This window comes from Tepidiforma sp., from assembly GCF_026419595.1.
GTDB lineage: Bacteria > Chloroflexota > Dehalococcoidia > Tepidiformales > Tepidiformaceae > Tepidiforma.
This window is the reverse complement of record NZ_JANZZD010000008.1, coordinates 48847-64508: the sequence shown is the minus strand read 5'-3', so window position 1 is coordinate 64508 and position 15662 is coordinate 48847. Positions and strand designations below refer to the sequence as shown.

Sequence of the window (15662 nt, the reverse complement as noted above, 5' to 3'; positions counted from 1 at the left end):
GGTGCGGAGGTTCGACCTGCTGGTGTAGAGTTCGGCGCATGGCGGGACGTCTGCAGGTGCGGCCGCTCGACGAAAGCGACGCAGAGGCGTGCGGGGAGCTGCTCGCCGCGCGCCACCGGCGAGACCGGGCGCGGCTGCCGTACCTCGAGCCGGGGCTGGAGGAGCCTGGCGCGGCTGCGGGCGCGGTGCGGCACCTGCTGGGCCGGCCGGGCGCGGGCGGCGTGGCAGCGGTCCGCGGCGGGCGCATCGCGGGATTCTGCATCGGGCTGCGGCTGACCTTCTCGGCGGCTGATTTTGCCTCGCAATTCCTCCCGTTGCGGTCGGCGGTGGTGCCGGTCGCGGGGCACGCCGTCACGCCGGGGGAGGACGCGACGGAGGTCTACCGGCTGCTCTACGCGGCGCTGGCGGCAGCATGGGTGCGGGAGGGCGTACTGGTGCACCGGGTGCACCTCGTGCCGGGGGATGCGGCCGCCGAGGAGGCGTGGGTGAGCCTCGGCTTCGGGCGCGCGACGACCGCCGGCACGCGCGAGACCGCACGGCCGGTCGACGGCGCAGCAGCAGCATCCGTCCGGGTAGACCAGGCGACCCCGGAAGATTTCGCCGCCGTGCGCCGGCTGAGCCGCGAGCTGGCGGCCCATCACCAGGGGTCGCCGATGTTCTGGCCGCCGGTGATCGAGGCGGGGGCGGCGCTGGACGGTTTCCTGCAGGCGAGCCTCGCGGGGCCGGTGCCCACCTTCCTCGCGTGGGACGGCGACGAGGCGGTCGGCATGCAGCTGTTCCTCGTGCCGGGCTTCACGCCGGAGCACGTGCGGCAGGACCAGCGGCTGTACCTGTTCGAGGGCGTCGTGAGCGCAGCGGCGCGGGGCAGCGGCGTCGGCACGGCGCTGCTGCGGGCGTCGATGGCGTGGGCGGCAGCGAACGGCCACGAGCTGTGCACGCTCCACTGGGCCTCGGGGAATTACCTCGGGGCGCCGTTCTGGCTGGGCCACGGGTTCGTGCCGGTGGAGCACACGATGGAGCGGCGGATCGACGAGCGGGCGCTCTGGGGGCGGGCTGAACCGGGCCATACCGGCTGACGGTCGTACCATGACGATGTGAGCGTTCGACGAACGGCGCCGGCCGACCGGGTGCTGGCCGGCGCGATGGCGGCGGCGCTGGCGGGCGTGCCGGCCGTCTTCTGGCATCCGCTCTACGACGACTTTACGCTGCCGAAGCAAGCGCTGCTGCTGGCGGCGGGCGGTCTCGCGGCGCTCGCGTTCCTGTGGGGCGGGTGGTGGCGGACCGTGCCCCGGTGGCTCGGAGCGCTGCTCATCGGCTGGGCCGGCATGCTGCTGCTCTCGACGGCCCTCGGCCTCGACTGGCGGGGGAGCGTCCTCGGTTACTACCAGTACCGGCAGGGACTGGCGACGCAGCTGGCGTACCTCGGGCTGTTCGCGGGCGGCTGGGCGCTTGCGGCAATGGGCCGCTGGCGGGTGTTCGCGGCCGGGTTCGCGGGGCTGGCGGTTGCCTTCGCGTACACCGCGGTCCAGGCGGCCGGGCTCGACCCGTTCGACTGGTGGATCGACACCTCGGACCGGGCGATCGGGACGATCGGGAACGCGAACGAGCTCGCGGCGTTCGCGGTCATGTCGATGGGGCTGGTCGCGTTCGTGTCGGAGCGCCGGTTCGCGCTGGCTGCGGCCGCAACGTGGGGCGCGGCGCTGTTCATCGTGCTCGAAGCGGAGAGCCGGTCGGGGCTGGCGGCGGTGGCGCTGTTCTTCGTCCTGCTGCCGGCTGCGCGGTGGCTCGCGGGGCGGCCGGGGCGGCCAGTGCTGCGCGCCGTGCCGGCGGTGGCCGGGGCGCTGGTGCTCGTCACAGCGGCATCGCTCGCGGCCGGCGGGCTCGAGGGGACGGCGGCGCGGGTGTCCGGGCAGGCGACGGCAGCGGAGCACGGCGGGTCGACGCGGCTGGCGCTGTGGGAAGGGACGCTGCACGTCATCGCGGCACGGCCGGTTACGGGCGTCGGCCCTGACGGGCTGCACCTCGGCTTCCCCCGGTGGCGGCCGGCGGACCTCGGCGGGGCCTACGCCGAGTACGACCTCATCGCGCAGAGCTCGCACGACTACGTGCTCGATGTCGCGGCGAACGCGGGGCTCCCGGGGCTGACGGTGCTGGCCGCGCTCCTCGGCAGCTGCGCGTGGGCTTCGGTGCGAACCGAACGGCGGCGGAGGTCGAACGGCGGGCCGGACTGGACGATTGCGTGGGCGGCGATGGGGGCCTACGGCGCGCTCACGCTCGTGAACCCGATTTCGCTGGCGGCGCACGCGCTCTTCTTCACGCTGCTCGGGGCGATGGCCGCGTCCGCGCTGGCGCGCACCACGCCGGTACGGCCATCGCTGGCCGGCCTCGCGGCCGGGCTGCCGCTGGCGGCCGCGGGGCTGGCGCTGGCCGCGCTGCTGCCGTTCGCCGACCTGCGGGCGCAGGCGGGCTGGGACACCTTCGCGGCCGGGCGGTTCGAAAAATCAGCCGACGCGTACGGCGATGCGGCGCGGCTGATGCCGTTCGAACGGGATTACGCGCGGCGGGAGACGATCGCGCTGGTGGCGGCGGCCGCCCAGGACCCGGCACGGCTGCCGGCGGCTGAGGCAGCGCTGCAGCGCTTCGACCGGCGGTTCGGGTTCGCCTCGGGGGATGCGTTCAACCTGGCGACGGTGCTCGTGGGGCGCGGCCGCCCCGCGGACGAAATCGCCCGGGCGGTGGCCCGGGCGATCGAACTGAATCCGCACGGTGCGGCGACGGCCTGGTATGCGGAGCAGCTGACCCGGGCGGCGCACGACGGGGGCGTGCTCGTCTTCGACGAGACGGACCGGTGGACCTACGTGGTGCCGCTGCCCGAGCTGCCGGACGAGGCAGGCCGGTGAGAAGCTCGTCATGCTGCGAGCTTATAATGCTGCCCTGAAGTGTCGTGCGCGAGCGCGCCGAAACGTGCGAGGAATTTCCCCATTTCCGAAGAAATTTCGGTGAGGTTACGTGCCAGCGTAGCGAGCTCGGAGATTTGAGCAGTTACCTCCTCGACGCTCGCCGAAACCTCCTGGCTCGCGGCGGCAGATTCTTCGGAGACTGCCGAGGCAGAACCTATCGCCTCCACAGCCTGTTCACTTCGTGACCGCATGTCGGCCGCGATGCTGGCCAAGCGGTCGGCGATGGCCGCCACATCCTGAACCTGCTTTACAAGACCGTCGACTCCCGCCTGCATCTCGAAAGCCGCGGCAGCTATGCGATCGATTTCCGCATTGACGTCATTGGCAGACTCGACGATTCGACTGAGGGCCGACCCGGCTTCGCTGGCTCGTGCGGCGCCGACCTCGACGTCGCGGACCGAGGCTTCCATCGCGCGGACGGCCTGGCCGGTGCCCTGCTGGACGGCGGAGATGAGGCCGGCGATCTCCTTCGTGGCAACGGCGGTGCGCTCGGCGAGGGAGCGGACGTTCTCGGCGACGACCGCGAAACCGCGGCCCTGCTCGCCGGCGCGAGCGGCCTCGATGGCGGCGTTGAGAGCGAGGAGATTGGTCTGGCTGGCGATATCCTCGATAACCTGCACGATAGCGCCGATTTCGGAGCCGCGGCGGCCGAGGTCTTCGATTTCCCCGGCGGTGCTGCGGACGGCTTCGCGGATGGTGTTCATCGCGTCGACGGTTTGCTGGACGGCGGTCATGCCGTCGCGGGCTGCCGCCAGGGAGTTCTGCCCTTTTTCAGCGGCGGCTTTCGCAGATTCTGCAACCCGTGCAAGCGATTCGCGAACGCCAGCGGCGCCTTCGGCGGCATCCTTGAGACCCGTAGCCTGGTTTGCTGCTCCAGTCGCGACCTCGCTAATGGCCTCTGCGAGCGAACGCATCGACGAATTGAGCTGAGAGATTGCGGCAGACTGCTCGGTGGCGCCGCGGGCGATCTCCTGAGTGGCATTCGCAATCTCGCGGGCAGCCGCATCTACTTGTGCAGTGCCGTCGCGCATCGCGCCAGCGGCGCCTCCCACCGTCTTGCATGCATCGACAAGGCGCGCGAGCACGCCCTCGCTGATGTAGGTTTCGACCGCAAGGCTTGCGTCCAGCACAAACACCTTCAGGAAGGCGAGGAAGGTGTCGGCGAGCTTCTGACCCTTCAGCTTCCTCGCGAGTTCTTCGTACACGAGGCTGGCGTAGACGGCGTAGTTGCCGACGTTCCAGCGGGGCTCGACGTTGAGGACGGCATGGGTCGCGCCGACGCGGAGGCGGTGCTCGAAGTACTCGTCGTCGAAGCGGGCGTCGAGGAGCTTGAGGAAGTAGCCCTTCTGGGTGCTTTCGACGCGGGCGCGGCTGGAGTTCGCCTCCTCGACCTTGGCGACGAACTGCGGGAAGGCGAAGGAGTGGTCGTAGAACCTGCGCACGATCTCGTCAGCGCGGGGGCGGAGGAAGCTGGCGGCCTCGCGGATGAGGGCGGCATCGCGGTCGGTGAACTGGAGCCAGCGGAGGCGGAGCGCCTGGTCGGCGGCGGTTACCGCGAGGAGTTCGGTCAAGCGTTGAGCGGTCATGTCATGCCCCCGGGCGAGATCTTCCCAAAGATTCGGTGGCGGCCCCGCCGACGGGGATCAGTAAAGACCCTGAGCGCAGACTAAGACTGAGGCCTCAGGAACACGGTTTTTCCCGTATTTGCGCTGGTTACGAACAAAACACCCCGGTCAGGGTCGTGCGATACTCCGGGAGTGCTGCTGGTCCTCGATGGGAACAACCTGGCGTGGGCAGGCTTCCACGCCCTGCGGCGGCCGATGTGCGCCGATACGCCGGAGCGGAAAGAGCGGGCTGCGCTGCTCGGGCTGGCGCAGGCGGTCTTCGGCATCCTCGTCCGCGCGGGCGAACCGCCTGACGGGCGGCCGGGCGGGCAGGGGCGGCTGTTCGACGGCGAACGGCCGCGGGTGACCGGGCTCGCGGTCGCGTTCGATGAAGGGCGGCCGGTGCGGCGGCGGAGCATCTACCCGGCCTACCAGACGGGACGGGAGGCAGACCCCTCATTCGCGGAGAACGAGCCGCACATCCTCGCCGCGATTTCGGCGTTCGAGGAGCTGGCAGCGGGGCTGCCGATCGAGGTCCTCCGCGGGGTGAACACGGAGGCCGACGACCTCATCGCCGCACGGGCGCTGCAGGAGACCGGGCCGGTGCGGATCGCCTCGACCGATCGGGACTTCCTCCAGCTGGTCGACGAGCGGGTGTCGATCTACTCGCCGGTGAAGAAGGCGGTGGTCGACCCCATGACGTTCGCCGACCATGCGGCGCCTCGCGACGCGGAGGGTCGGGCGGCGGTGTTCCCGCGGGAGCGGTACCTCGATTTCCGGGCCGCGAGCGGCGACAGCTCGGACGACCTGCCGGGCATACCCGGGATGGGGGCCCTGACCGCCGCGCGGCTGCTCGCCGCGGCGCCGCTCGACGCCTATTTCGAAGCGCCGGGGACGGCCGCCGAGGTGCTCGGACGGCGGAACGCGAAGCTCGAGGCAGCGCTGGCAAGCGGGGAAGCGCGGGCGATCGCGGGACGGAACCGGGCGCTGATGGACTTGCGCGCGGCGGCGCGGCTCTTCCCGGACCTCGGCGGCTACCGCCGGGTCGGGGAGTGGCGGCCGGCGGTGCTGGAGCGCTGGCTGGAGGAGCAGCGGGCCTTCGGCATCGACCGGGCGGCGACGCTGGCGGCGTTCGAGCGGCTGGCGGAGGCGACCGGAACCGGGACGGACGGGTAGACTGGAGGCGGCAACCCGGAGGCGGGCGATTAGCTCAGCTGGTCAGAGCGTCTCGCTTACACCGAGAAGGCCGGGGGTTCGAGCCCCTCATCGCCCACCAACCACTCCTTTCGGTCAGTCGGTAAAGACGGTCACGTAGAGCCAGGTGCGCCCGGAGCGGACGGCGGCGACCCCGACGTTCGCAAAGCGCGGTTCGAGGATGTTGGCGCGGTGGCCGGCGCTGCCCATGAGGCCCTGGAACGCCGCTTCGACGGTGCGGGCCTCGGCGTAGTTGTTGCGGGCGAGGTTTTCGCCGGCGAGGCCGTAGCGGATGCCCCGGACGGCGAGTTCGGAGAAGGCGCTCCGGCCGTCGGGACCGTAGTGGTCGAAGTAGCCGTTGGCGATGAGGTCGCGGGCGCGAGCGAGCGCAACCTCGGCGAGCGCCGGGCTCCAGGTGAGCGGCTTGAGGCCGCCGGCTGCGCGCGCGGCGTTCATCGCGGCGAGAAGGGCGACGGCTTTGTCTTCGACCGGGACGACTTCGACGGGCTGGCTGACGGCGGCGGGCAGCGCGGCGACGGGCTCGGGCGAGGCGGCCGCAGGGGGGGCGGCCGGGGTCGGCGGTGCGGGGGATGGCGCGGCCGGCTCTGCGGGCGAGGTGGCGCGGGCTTCGGCGATCGCCGTCGGGAACGGCGTCGGCTCGGCGGCGGGTGTCACCTCGGTGACAGGCAGGGAATCAGGAGCGCTGAGCGGCGCTTCGGCTGCCGACATTTGGGGTGCGGGGTGTGCTGCCCCGGCCGGGGCTTCGAGGCGGAGCGCCGCGAGGGCCAGGGCCGAGCAGACTGTCGCGCCGCCGAGGAGCACCGGGAGGATCGAGAGCCTGCGCATACCGGTACTTTCGGCCGGCCCCGCGCGTCGAAACATCGGGGAAGGCACCGATGGGGAGGGAGAGCTGCCATGCCGGGCCTGCGTTCCCGTGAGGTTGCCGGGCTGCCGCCGCCGGTGGGACTGCGCGTGATGGTCGTCTCGCAGGGACTGGACCGCGCCTACGACCGCGCACGGGGGCTCGAAGCGATCGGCTACCGCGTGGCGGCCTTCGGCGACGTCGGCAGCGCCGTCGCAGCGATGGAGCGGCACGAACCGGACGCTGCGGTGGTGGACCTCGGGCGGGAGGTCGGCTTCCCGGCGGACGCGGTCGCGAAGCTGCGCGGCGCGACGGACGCGCCGATCGTGGCGGTCGGGTGCAGCGGGACGATGGCGGAGATGCTGCGCTGCTTCGAGGCGGGAGCCGACGACTACTGCCGGCCGCAGTGCAGCACGGACGAAATCGACCTGCGGCTGCGGGCCTTGCTGCGGCGCATCGGGATGGCGAACGGCCACGAGAGCCGGGCGGAGCCCGAGGCGCCCCGCCGGGTGCGGGTCGGCGCCATCGAAATCGACCCGGCGTCGCAGACGGTGTGGAAGGACGGCAAGGAGGTGCCGCTTTCGCCGACGGAGTACCGGCTGCTCTGGACGCTGGCGGAACACGCGGGCGAGGTGGTGCCATCGAAAGCGCTCATTGCGCGGGTCTGGGGCAACCAGTACACGGCGGAGACGCACTACCTGCGGCTGTACATCCGGTACCTGCGGCAGAAGCTGGAGGACGACCCGAGCCGGCCGGTGTACATCGTCAACCGGTGGGGCGCGGGGTATGCGCTCGAGGAGCCGAAGCGGACCGCTGTGGCGGTCTGACGGGGCGGGCGCGGAGCGGCGGTTCGCGTAGAATCGGGCCGCAAGACCCCTGCACCGTGGAGGCAGCATGGCCCGGACCGCTCACGACATCCTGCGCTCGTCGCTCAAGTCGATGCATGACCTGCTGGACAAGGCCGTCGAAGGGATGACGGCAGAGCAGCTGAACTTCCGCCCGCAGGAAGGGGGCGTGAGCGCGTTCTTCAGCCTGTGGCACTACGTCCGGACCGAGGACAACATCATCAACTGGGTGGCGCAGCAGAAGCCGACGGTCTGGCTGGAAGGGAATTACCACGAGTATTTCGGCCTGCCGCGGACGAGCCAGGGCACGGGCATGACGGAGGAGGAGGCGAACGCCATCCGCGTCAGCGACGTCGCGAAGTGGCACGAGTACCAGCAGAAAGTCTGGGAGGCGACGGACCGGTACCTCGCGGGCATGTCGCCGGAGGAGTTCGACCGGCGGACGGTGACCATCAAGCCGCTGGGCGAGATGTCGCTCTGGGACGGGATTTACGGGGTGTGCCTGAGCCACGGCTACCGGCACGTGGGAGAGATCGAGTACGTGCGCGGCGTGCAGGGGCTAGGCGGGCTGACGATCTGACCCGGGGCGTCAGGGGAGCGGGGCGTCGCAGCCCATGACGATGATGTCGCGGATTGCGCGGAAGCCGAGCCGTTCGTAGAGCGGCGCGGCGGCCACGGTCGAGGCGAGGGCGGCGGCGTCCGCGCCTTCGGCCCCGGCAGCGGCGAGGGCGGCGAGCGTCATTTCGGTGCCGATGCCCCTGCGGCGGACCGCCGGGTGGACGTAGAGGCTGTGGAGCGTCGCGAGGCTGCCGTGGAGCATGGCGGCGATGCGGGCGACGCATTCCCCTTCGAGCATGCCGATGAGGAGCCACACCTGCGGGTTGTCCCGGGCAGCGGCGATGATGCCGGCGGGGAGCGGTTCGCCTGCGTGCTCGAAGGCGTCGACTGCGGCGAAGGCTTCGACGTCCTCGTCGGACTCGACGGGGCGGATCTCGAGGTCGCCGGGGAGCGGCTGCGGCCAGACGGCATCGAGGAGCATGACGGGCTGGCGCTCCCAGAAGCGGAGCCCGATGGTCATCGCCGCGGCCATCAGGTCGGAAGGGGCGTCGCCGGGGATATCGACGCGGAAGTTGAGGCCGCTCGCGGTGAACCATTGGGCGGCGGCGCGGAGCGCGGGCAGCGCGGGACCATGGATGTCGCGGGGGATGGCGACGTTGGCGGACGAGACGCCGAGGCCGGCGTCGATGCAGGTGAACCCGGAGACCTCGGCGACCTCCCCGAGGGTGGGGTGGCAGCCGAGCGTGAGAGCGGCGTCGCGCATGGCGTCGGCGATGGCGCCGGAGAGGGGGTGAAGGGCTGGCATGGGCGCATGGTACGCGCTGCGAGCGGGGTTCGCGCGCGGGCCTGATAATCGGAGGCAGCAGCTGAGGAGGTCGCGACTCTTGGAACAGCCGAGCCAGGCTTCGATCGACAAGATGTGGGCGTACGCGGAGAAGTTCGCGGAGAAGTCGGGGACGCACTTCCACCCCGACCGGTATATCACGGAAGGGGTGATTCTCGGACTGGCGGCGAATCTCGACCAGTACGGGCGGCCGCTCTGCCCCTGCAACTTCTATCCGTCGAAGGATGAAAACGGCAACTGGCCGGAGGGGCTCTACCTCCCGAAAGAGGAGGAGGTGAAGCGGCGGACGTGGATCTGCGCGTGCGACGAGATGCAGATCTACAAGTACTGCCACTGCCTCCTGTTCGTCACCGAGGAAGGGCTGCCGATCACCGAGTACCTGCCGGAGGGTCACGAGGGCCGCGAGATCTACGGGCTGGTGAAGGACCCGACGCCGGACAAGGGGCGGGCGCTGGGCCGGGTGCTCGAGCGGCAGAAGGCCGAGGGCAGCCACCGCGAGTAGCGGCAGCCGCCCCCGGCCGGTGCGTTGGCCGGCAACCTTAGAGGTGCTGGCTGACGCCGCCGTCGACGTGGAAGACCTGGCCGGAGATGTAGCCGGCGGCCTCGGAGGCGAGGAGGACAGCGAGCGCCGCGAGTTCGTCGGCGCGGCCGAAGCGGCGCATCGGGATGAAGCGCATGAGGAGGTTGGCGCCGATATCGTCGGGGCCTCGGCCGGGCGTCCAGTCCATCCAGCCGGTCGCGATGCAGTTGGAGGTGAAGCCGCGGGCGGCGAGCTCCTGGCTGAGAGCCGTCGAAAGCCCGATGACGCCCGACTTGACGGCGGTGTAGGCAGCGAGGCCTTCGACGCCGCGCTCGGCGAAGATGGAGGTCACGAAGATGAGGCGGCCCGGGCCTTCGCCTTCGGGGAATTCGCGGACGAAGCTGCGCGCGGTGTAGAACGCGCCGTTCTGGTTGACGGCCTGGAGGCGCGCGAATTCGGTGTCGGTCACCTTTTCGAACGGCTTCGCGAGGGGGAGGTCGGCGTTGTAGACGAGGATGGTCGGCCGGCCGAACTCCTTGCCGAGCTGCTTGAGGCTGACCTGAACGTTGGTGGGGAGGGTGACATCCCACCCCTGCGAGAAGGACCGGCGGCCGAGAGCGGCGACCTCCTTCGCGATGCGCTTCGCCTCGAGCATCTCGTCGCCGTCGGTGGTGGCGGAGGCGATGGCGACGTCGGCGCCGGCCTCAGCGAGGGCGAGGGCGAGGGCGCGCCCGGCGGGGTTGGCGCAGCCGACGACGAGCGCCTTCTTGCCGGAGAGGTCGAAGCCCGGTTTCCGGTTCCACTCAGCCATGGCGCACCTCCGCGGGTTCGGTGACGACCCAGCCGGTCGGGGCAACGCCGCCGGCGAGGCCGCCGCCATCGATGACGAACGATTCGCCGGTGATGTAGCTGGAGGCATCGGAGCAGAGGAAGACGGCGAGCGGGCCGAGCTCCCAGGCCTCGCCGAGGCGGCGGACGGTGATGAAGCGGCCACGCTGGGCGCGCATCGCGGCCTCCTCATCGGAGCGGGGCGGCTGCTGGGCGACGAAGCCGGGGATGATGCAGTTGACGCGGATGTTTTCGCCGATGAGCTGGGCGGCCATGCTCTTGGTGAGGGAGATGACGCCGGCCTTGGCGGCGGCGTAGGCGAGCGACTGGGGCGACGAGCGGAGTGCCGTGCCGCTGGCGACGTTGACGATGACGCCGCCGGTGCCCTGCTTCAGGAGCTGCCGGGCGGCGGCGCGGGAGCAGTAGAAGGTGCTGTAGAGGTTGACCTCGATGGTGTCGCGCCAGTCGTCATCCTCGAGGTCCTGGATGCGGTTGCCGGCGCCGCGGCGGTCGCCGATGCCGGCGTTGTTGAGCATGACGTCGAGGCGGCCGAAGTGTTCGACGGTGCGTTCGATGAGGGCGTCGCACTGCTCGCGGACGCGGACGTCGGTGGGGACGATGAGGGGGTCGCGGCCGCTGGCGGCGCGGATTTCGGCGGCGGCTTCTTCGAGCTGGGCGCGGGTGCGGCTGGCGATGCAAATGTCGGCGCCGGCTTCGGCGAGGGCGATCGCCATCGCTTTGCCGAGGCCGCGGCCGCCGCCGGTGACGATGACGACCCGGCGCGGGGGGCCATCGAGCCGGAGACGTTCGAGGACCATGGGAACCTCCGGGGGTGGTGTGGTGCGGGCCATGATACGGGGGAGCGCGGTTGGGGGCCGCTCAGCCGGCGATGCGGTAGGCCCCGGTGGCGAGCGTGACGATGGCCACGGCGTAGCGGTAGAGCACGAACACGAGCAGCGAACGGGTGCGCACCCAGCGGAGGAGGAAGTGGATGGCGGCGAAGCCGACGACGGCCGACGTCACGAAGCCGACGGCCATCTGGCGGGCTTCTGGGCCGGCGAGCGCAGCCAGGTCGGCCGACTTGAGGAGGAGCGCGCCCACGAAGGCCGGCGTGCCGAGGAGGAACGCGAAGCGGACAGCGTCTTCGCGGCGGAGGCCGCGGGCGAGCGCGACGGTCACGGTCGCGCCGGAACGGGAGACGCCGGGGATGAGCGCGAACGCCTGGCCGACGCCGATGACGACGGCATCGAGGATGCCGACGGAGGCCATCGGGCGGCGCTTCGGCGCGAGGCTGTCGGCGGCGAGCATGACGGTGCCCATGAGGGCGAGCATGATGGCGACCAGCCAGGGCTGGCGGACGTGGGATTCGATCCAGTCATCGAGCAGCAGGCCGGCGACGGCGGCAGGGACGGAGCCGATGGCGAGGAGCCAGAGGAGGCGGGTGTCGGTGCGCCACGCAGAGACGCGGGCGCCGTGCCGGGCGAGGTCTGCCAGCCCGGTGCGGAACATCACGTACCAGTCGCGCCAGAAGTAGGCGAGCAGCGCGAGCAGCGTCCCGCCGTGGAGCCCGACGTCGAAGGCGAGGCCCTGGTCTTCCCAGCCGAAGAGAGCGGGGACGAGGATGAGGTGGCCCGAGCTGGAGATCGGCAGGAACTCGGCGACGCCCTGCACGATCCCCAGGATGACGGCCCGAACGAGATCCACGGGGGAACGTTCGCCGTGCCGGGCCTAAGAGGCAATCGGCGGCGGAAAGCCGCGGTTCAGTCGACGCCGGCGATTTTCATGTAGCGCTCGATGACCGGGCGGCCGGCGAGGAGGCCGGCGAGCTTCGCACCGAGCGCGCGCATGTGGTCGGTCTTGCCGTGGGCCTCGAAGGCGGCGGCGTCGCGGTAGTTCTCGTAAAAGAGGAAGGTAGTGGGGTCGTTGTCGGCGACGTGGAGGGAGTAGGCGGGCACGGCCCCGGCCTCGTTGGCTTTGACGGCGGCGACCATTTCGGTGAGGGCGGCGCGGAGCTCGGCCTCCTTGCCGGGCTGGGCCTGGAGCCTGGCGACAATGGTGATCATGCTTCGAACCTCCGGGGTGATGCCGGGGCATTCTACGGGGCGGATCGGGTTGCGTGACAAAACCCACGGCGGGGCCGAGAATGCGCGCGATGTGGCTGCAGACGATGCCGGCGGACCAGGCGGAACGGCTGCGGGACGAGGCGCTGCGGCACCCTGCGGCAGCGGAAGGCGTGAGCTATCCCGACTGGTACTTCAAGCGATGGCACTTCCTGCCGGAGGGGTACCTTTCGGAGCGGAGCGCGACGCTGTACGACCGGGTGATTCGGCCGGTGTACTGGGCGGGGAGCGAAGGACGCGTCGCGCGGCTCATCGCGCGGTGGCTGGAGCGGACGGGGGCTCGCCGGGTGCTCGAACTGGCGCCTGGACCGGGGCGGCTGCTGGCGCGGCTGAGCGAGCGGCTGCCCGGCGTGGAGTTCCGGGCCGTGGAGCTCTCGCCGTACTTCGTGGCCGGGACGCGCGCGCGGCGCGGGAACGCGGCGGTGGTGCACGGCGACGCGCGTCGGCTGGAGCAGGTCGCCGGCGTATTCGATGCCGTGATCGAAGCGCATTATGTCGGGCACTTGCCGGGCGACGAGCGAGGGCCGGCGTTTGCGGCGGCGGCCCGGGCGGCGCGGCCGGGCGGCAGCATCGTGACCGTCGAGCACCCGTGGCACCGGTGGCCGGTGCCGCCGGGCGTCCGGGCTGCTGCCGTCCGGGGGGCGGGATTTTCGCGGGTAACGTTCTACCGGCGCCATGCCGGGCAGGAGGCGCAGCCATGACGATGCCGGCTTCGGAACGGGAGCGCATTCGGCAGTACCTGGTCGAACAGGCGGCCGGAAAGGGAATCGAGGAGCTCATCGGCAGGGTCGAAGAAGGGGTCCAGGAGCTGCGCACAGCGGCGCTGGCGATCCCGGCCGAGCGGTACGGCGAGCACCCGCCGGGCGACGAGTGGTGCCCGGCGGACTGCCTCGGCCACGTGGTGGAGTGGAACCTGCGGGTCGCGCGGGCGGTGCTGCATGCGGCGCTCACGGGGGAGCTCCCGGCGGATGGGCCGGTCGAACTGCCGGGCGACCGCGACGGGATGCTGGCGGCGCACGACGAGGGCATCGCCTCGCTGTACGAGCACGTGCGGGCGGCGGACCCGTCGGCGTTCCTCGAGCTGCGCTGGGAGCACCCGTTCTTCGGGCCGCTGAACTGGCGGGAGTGGTTCCTCTTCCTGCGGCTGCACGCGAAAGACCACGCCCGGCAGCTGGCCGGCATGCGGGAGGCGCTCGGTGCGTGAGCCGCGGCCGCTGCGGGTGGTGCATACGTCGGATGTGCATCTCGGAGCCTACGCCGGGAACGACAGCCCGGCGTGGGTGGAGCGGCGCCGGAGGATGGAAGCGGCGTTCTGCCGGGTGATCGACCTCGCGAACCGGGAAGGCGCCGACGCGCTGATCCTGGCCGGGGACATCTTCGACAACGACCGGGTGCCGGCGGAGACGGTGGAGTGGGCCGCGGCGCAGATTGCGCGGTTCGAAGGGCAGGCGTTCCTCATCCCCGGAAACCACGATCCGATGGACCCGGGCAGCATCTACTGGCGGAACGACATGGAGGCGATCGCGCGGCGGCTGACGATCGTGCGGGAGCACCGGGGCGAACTGATCGAGCCCGAGGGGCTGGACCTGGTGCTCTGGGGCCGGGCGTACCTGGACAGCGACTGGCATTTCCGGCCGCTGGAGGGGCTGCCGGGCCGGCAGGACGGCCGCTGGCACATCGCGCTGGCGCACGGGCATTTCGTGCCCGAAGGCGGGGAGACCTACCGGTCGCTGCCGATTCATGAGCGGGAGATTGCGGCGGCGCGTGGGGCGTGGGATTACGTGGCGCTCGGGCACTGGGAGCCGCACGCGGACGTGAGCCGGGGCGGGGTGACGGCGGTGTATTCGGGCGCGCCGATGCCGCTGAGCGATGCGAACAAGCGGGCGGGGCTGTGCGCGGTGGTGGATTTCGGCCCGTGGGGCGTGCGCTGGCGAACGGAGCGGGTGGACGGCGAAGGGGGATCTACTCGATGGGCAGACCAATCCGCCGCCAGAACTCTATTTCAGCCATGACGCGAACTCCGAGCTCGCGGGCTCTCCTGAGCTTCGTCGATGCGGACTCCGGGTCGGCGCAGACGAGCAGGTCGAGTTTTCGGCTGACGGAGCTCTTCACCACCAGGCCTGCAGCAGCCGCGAGCGATTCGGCCAAGTCGCGCGACAATGGCTGCCCTCGATAGGTCAACATCGACTGTCCGGTGAAGCAGACCGTTTTTCCGCGGAGGTCTTCGACGAGGGTCATTGGTTCCAAAGCAAGAGATTCCGAATCTGAACCGGCTCTCTTTTTGAGAAGGGGTTCGAGTTCCGCAACCGGGACAGCCAAAATCGTGGCGACCTGCACGAGATCGTCACGTTCTGGCCTGGTGAGCCGCCCATCGGCCCAGGCTGCCCTGGCGAGGCCAACGAGGTAGCGCCGATGCAGATGGGAGAGGGTGCCGCGGTCCAATCCGAATTCGAGCGCAGCGCCCTGAAGCGCGTCGATCTCTTCATCGGTGACCTGCCGGTCTTCGAGTACCCGAGACAGCAGTTCCAGGTATTCAGCGGAACGTCCTGGGTTGAGCCCCGGTGCGGCGGGCAGAGCATCGAGCAATTCCGCAAGGACAGGGCGAACTGGCGGTCTGGCTTCGCGCCTTGGCACCGGTGATGCCCGTGTCGGAATGGACGGCCATTTGACATGGCGGGCTGTGGCGTTCGTCATGGCTTCTCGCATGACCCTCACGTCAGGGCAGGCTCGCCAGAGCACGCCCGTGAGCTGTGCGACGGCGACGGCGTCGCCGAGGGCCGTGTGATGCCTGGTGTATGCTATGCCGCATTCTTTACAAACCGTAGCGAGCCGCAAGTTCGGCGGATCCACCAGGCGCCTTGCGTACCTCATCGTACAGAGCCCGGCAAACGAGGGGATTCGCACACCGATCCGCCTGAACTCAGCCTCGATGAACCTTCCGTCGAATGCGAGGTTGTGACTGACGACTACCCGCCCCTGGAAAAGATCGACTAGGTAGCCAGCGATATCACCGAACTCCGGAGCATGCCGGAGATGCTGGGCCGAGATACCATGAATGTGGCTGGGACCGGGGTCTCGAAGCGGGTCTACGAGCGTCTCGAACGTGGCTTCGATCATCCCTTCTCTGTTGACCAGGATGACTGCAACTTCGACAACCCTGTCTCGTCCGTCGGCATCGAAGCCGGTAGTCTCGAGGTCGATGACCGCCAAGTCGGAGGGGAGCGGAATGGAAGGGCGAGCCACGTGACGACCCTCGAAAGTTCATTCTCGTCTAGGAAATGCGCCTTACCTTTTGGTTACCTTTGATCCTCGAATTCGAGGTTTCTC

The 15662-nt window shown here is 70.5% G+C and carries 17 protein-coding genes and 1 tRNA gene; 10 read left to right on the top strand and 8 right to left on the bottom strand.

Translation table 11 applies throughout. The features are described 5' to 3' along the window. Window positions 1–38 precede the first annotated feature (38 nt). Complete coding sequence (locus N2041_RS06305; RefSeq protein ID WP_297676938.1) at window positions 39–1076, top strand: GNAT family N-acetyltransferase; 1038 nt, start codon at window positions 39–41, stop codon at window positions 1074–1076. Between the two features lie 18 nt (window positions 1077–1094). Beyond that, complete coding sequence (locus tag N2041_RS06300; RefSeq protein WP_297676936.1) at window positions 1095–2900, top strand: O-antigen ligase; 1806 nt, start codon at window positions 1095–1097, stop codon at window positions 2898–2900. 8 nt (window positions 2901–2908) lie between these two features. On the opposite strand, the gene N2041_RS06295 is transcribed toward N2041_RS06300, so the two are convergent. Then, window positions 2909–4546, bottom strand: a complete 1638-nt coding sequence (locus N2041_RS06295) for a globin-coupled sensor protein (RefSeq protein WP_297676934.1) — start codon at window positions 4544–4546, stop codon at window positions 2909–2911. Between the two features lie 171 nt (window positions 4547–4717). Between N2041_RS06295 and N2041_RS06290 the strand changes: the two genes are divergently transcribed. Together N2041_RS06290 and N2041_RS06285 are read left to right on the top strand one after the other, a co-directional pair. Further along, on the top strand, window positions 4718–5740 hold the full coding sequence (locus N2041_RS06290; protein ID WP_297676933.1) for a hypothetical protein: 1023 nt from the start codon (window positions 4718–4720) through the stop codon (window positions 5738–5740). A gap of 23 nt (window positions 5741–5763) precedes the next feature. After that, window positions 5764–5840: transfer RNA gene (locus tag N2041_RS06285), tRNA-Val, on the top strand. Between the two features lie 14 nt (window positions 5841–5854). Here N2041_RS06285 and N2041_RS06280 read toward each other — a convergent pair. Beyond that, entirely contained in the window at window positions 5855–6604 is a 750-nt protein-coding gene (locus N2041_RS06280; protein WP_297676931.1) for a CAP domain-containing protein, read from the bottom strand. A gap of 69 nt (window positions 6605–6673) precedes the next feature. Here N2041_RS06280 and N2041_RS06275 point away from each other — a divergent pair, with 69 nt between their 5' ends. Both N2041_RS06275 and N2041_RS06270 read left to right on the top strand, forming a co-directional pair. Then, window positions 6674–7447, top strand: coding sequence for a response regulator transcription factor (locus N2041_RS06275; RefSeq protein ID WP_297676929.1), 774 nt, complete (start codon window positions 6674–6676; stop codon window positions 7445–7447). A gap of 67 nt (window positions 7448–7514) precedes the next feature. Further along, window positions 7515–8045 (top strand): DinB family protein, encoded by a 531-nt coding sequence (locus tag N2041_RS06270; protein WP_297676927.1) that lies wholly within the window; start codon window positions 7515–7517, stop codon window positions 8043–8045. A gap of 9 nt (window positions 8046–8054) precedes the next feature. Here N2041_RS06270 and N2041_RS06265 read toward each other — a convergent pair whose 3' ends face one another. Beyond that, window positions 8055–8828 carry a GNAT family N-acetyltransferase gene (locus N2041_RS06265; RefSeq protein WP_297676925.1) on the bottom strand — a complete coding sequence of 258 codons (774 nt, stop codon included), beginning with the start codon at window positions 8826–8828 and terminating at the stop codon, window positions 8055–8057. Window positions 8829–8940: 112 nt separating this feature from the next. On the opposite strand from N2041_RS06265, the gene N2041_RS06260 reads away from it, so the two are divergent. Next, window positions 8941–9369 carry a ferredoxin-thioredoxin reductase catalytic domain-containing protein gene (locus tag N2041_RS06260; RefSeq protein WP_367187696.1) on the top strand — a complete coding sequence of 143 codons (429 nt, stop codon included), beginning with the start codon at window positions 8941–8943 and terminating at the stop codon, window positions 9367–9369. A gap of 37 nt (window positions 9370–9406) precedes the next feature. On the opposite strand, the gene N2041_RS06255 is transcribed toward N2041_RS06260, so the two are convergent. The 4 genes from N2041_RS06255 to N2041_RS06240 form a co-directional block, all read right to left on the bottom strand. Then, on the bottom strand, window positions 9407–10198 hold the full coding sequence (locus N2041_RS06255; RefSeq protein ID WP_297676909.1) for an SDR family oxidoreductase: 792 nt from the start codon (window positions 10196–10198) through the stop codon (window positions 9407–9409). Continuing rightward, window positions 10191–11033 (bottom strand): SDR family NAD(P)-dependent oxidoreductase, encoded by an 843-nt coding sequence (locus tag N2041_RS06250; protein WP_297676906.1) that lies wholly within the window; start codon window positions 11031–11033, stop codon window positions 10191–10193. The genes N2041_RS06255 and N2041_RS06250 overlap by 8 nt, the downstream gene beginning before the upstream one ends. A gap of 61 nt (window positions 11034–11094) precedes the next feature. Further along, entirely contained in the window at window positions 11095–11919 is an 825-nt protein-coding gene (locus N2041_RS06245) for an undecaprenyl-diphosphate phosphatase (protein WP_297676904.1), read from the bottom strand. Window positions 11920–11975: 56 nt separating this feature from the next. Then, entirely contained in the window at window positions 11976–12278 is a 303-nt protein-coding gene (locus N2041_RS06240; protein WP_297676902.1) for a putative quinol monooxygenase, read from the bottom strand. A gap of 89 nt (window positions 12279–12367) precedes the next feature. Between N2041_RS06240 and N2041_RS06235 the strand changes: the two genes are divergently transcribed. Genes N2041_RS06235 through N2041_RS06225 form a run of 3 tightly spaced genes read left to right on the top strand, consistent with a single transcriptional unit; the run spans window position 12368 to window position 14347 of the window. Beyond that, entirely contained in the window at window positions 12368–13036 is a 669-nt protein-coding gene (locus tag N2041_RS06235) for a bifunctional 2-polyprenyl-6-hydroxyphenol methylase/3-demethylubiquinol 3-O-methyltransferase UbiG (protein ID WP_297676900.1), read from the top strand. Then, the gene (locus N2041_RS06230; protein WP_297676898.1) at window positions 13033–13539 is read left to right on the top strand and encodes a DinB family protein; all 507 of its coding nucleotides are present in this window, start codon (window positions 13033–13035) and stop codon (window positions 13537–13539) included. The genes N2041_RS06235 and N2041_RS06230 overlap by 4 nt, the downstream gene beginning before the upstream one ends. Beyond that, entirely contained in the window at window positions 13532–14347 is an 816-nt protein-coding gene (locus N2041_RS06225) for a DNA repair exonuclease (RefSeq protein ID WP_297676896.1), read from the top strand. Before N2041_RS06230 ends, N2041_RS06225 begins: the two co-directional genes overlap by 8 nt. On the opposite strand, the gene N2041_RS06220 is transcribed toward N2041_RS06225, so the two are convergent. Further along, window positions 14298–15545 (bottom strand): exonuclease domain-containing protein, encoded by a 1248-nt coding sequence (locus N2041_RS06220; protein ID WP_297676894.1) that lies wholly within the window; start codon window positions 15543–15545, stop codon window positions 14298–14300. The two genes, N2041_RS06225 and N2041_RS06220, sit on opposite strands and share 50 nt — an antisense overlap. Window positions 15546–15662: the final 117 nt, after the last annotated feature.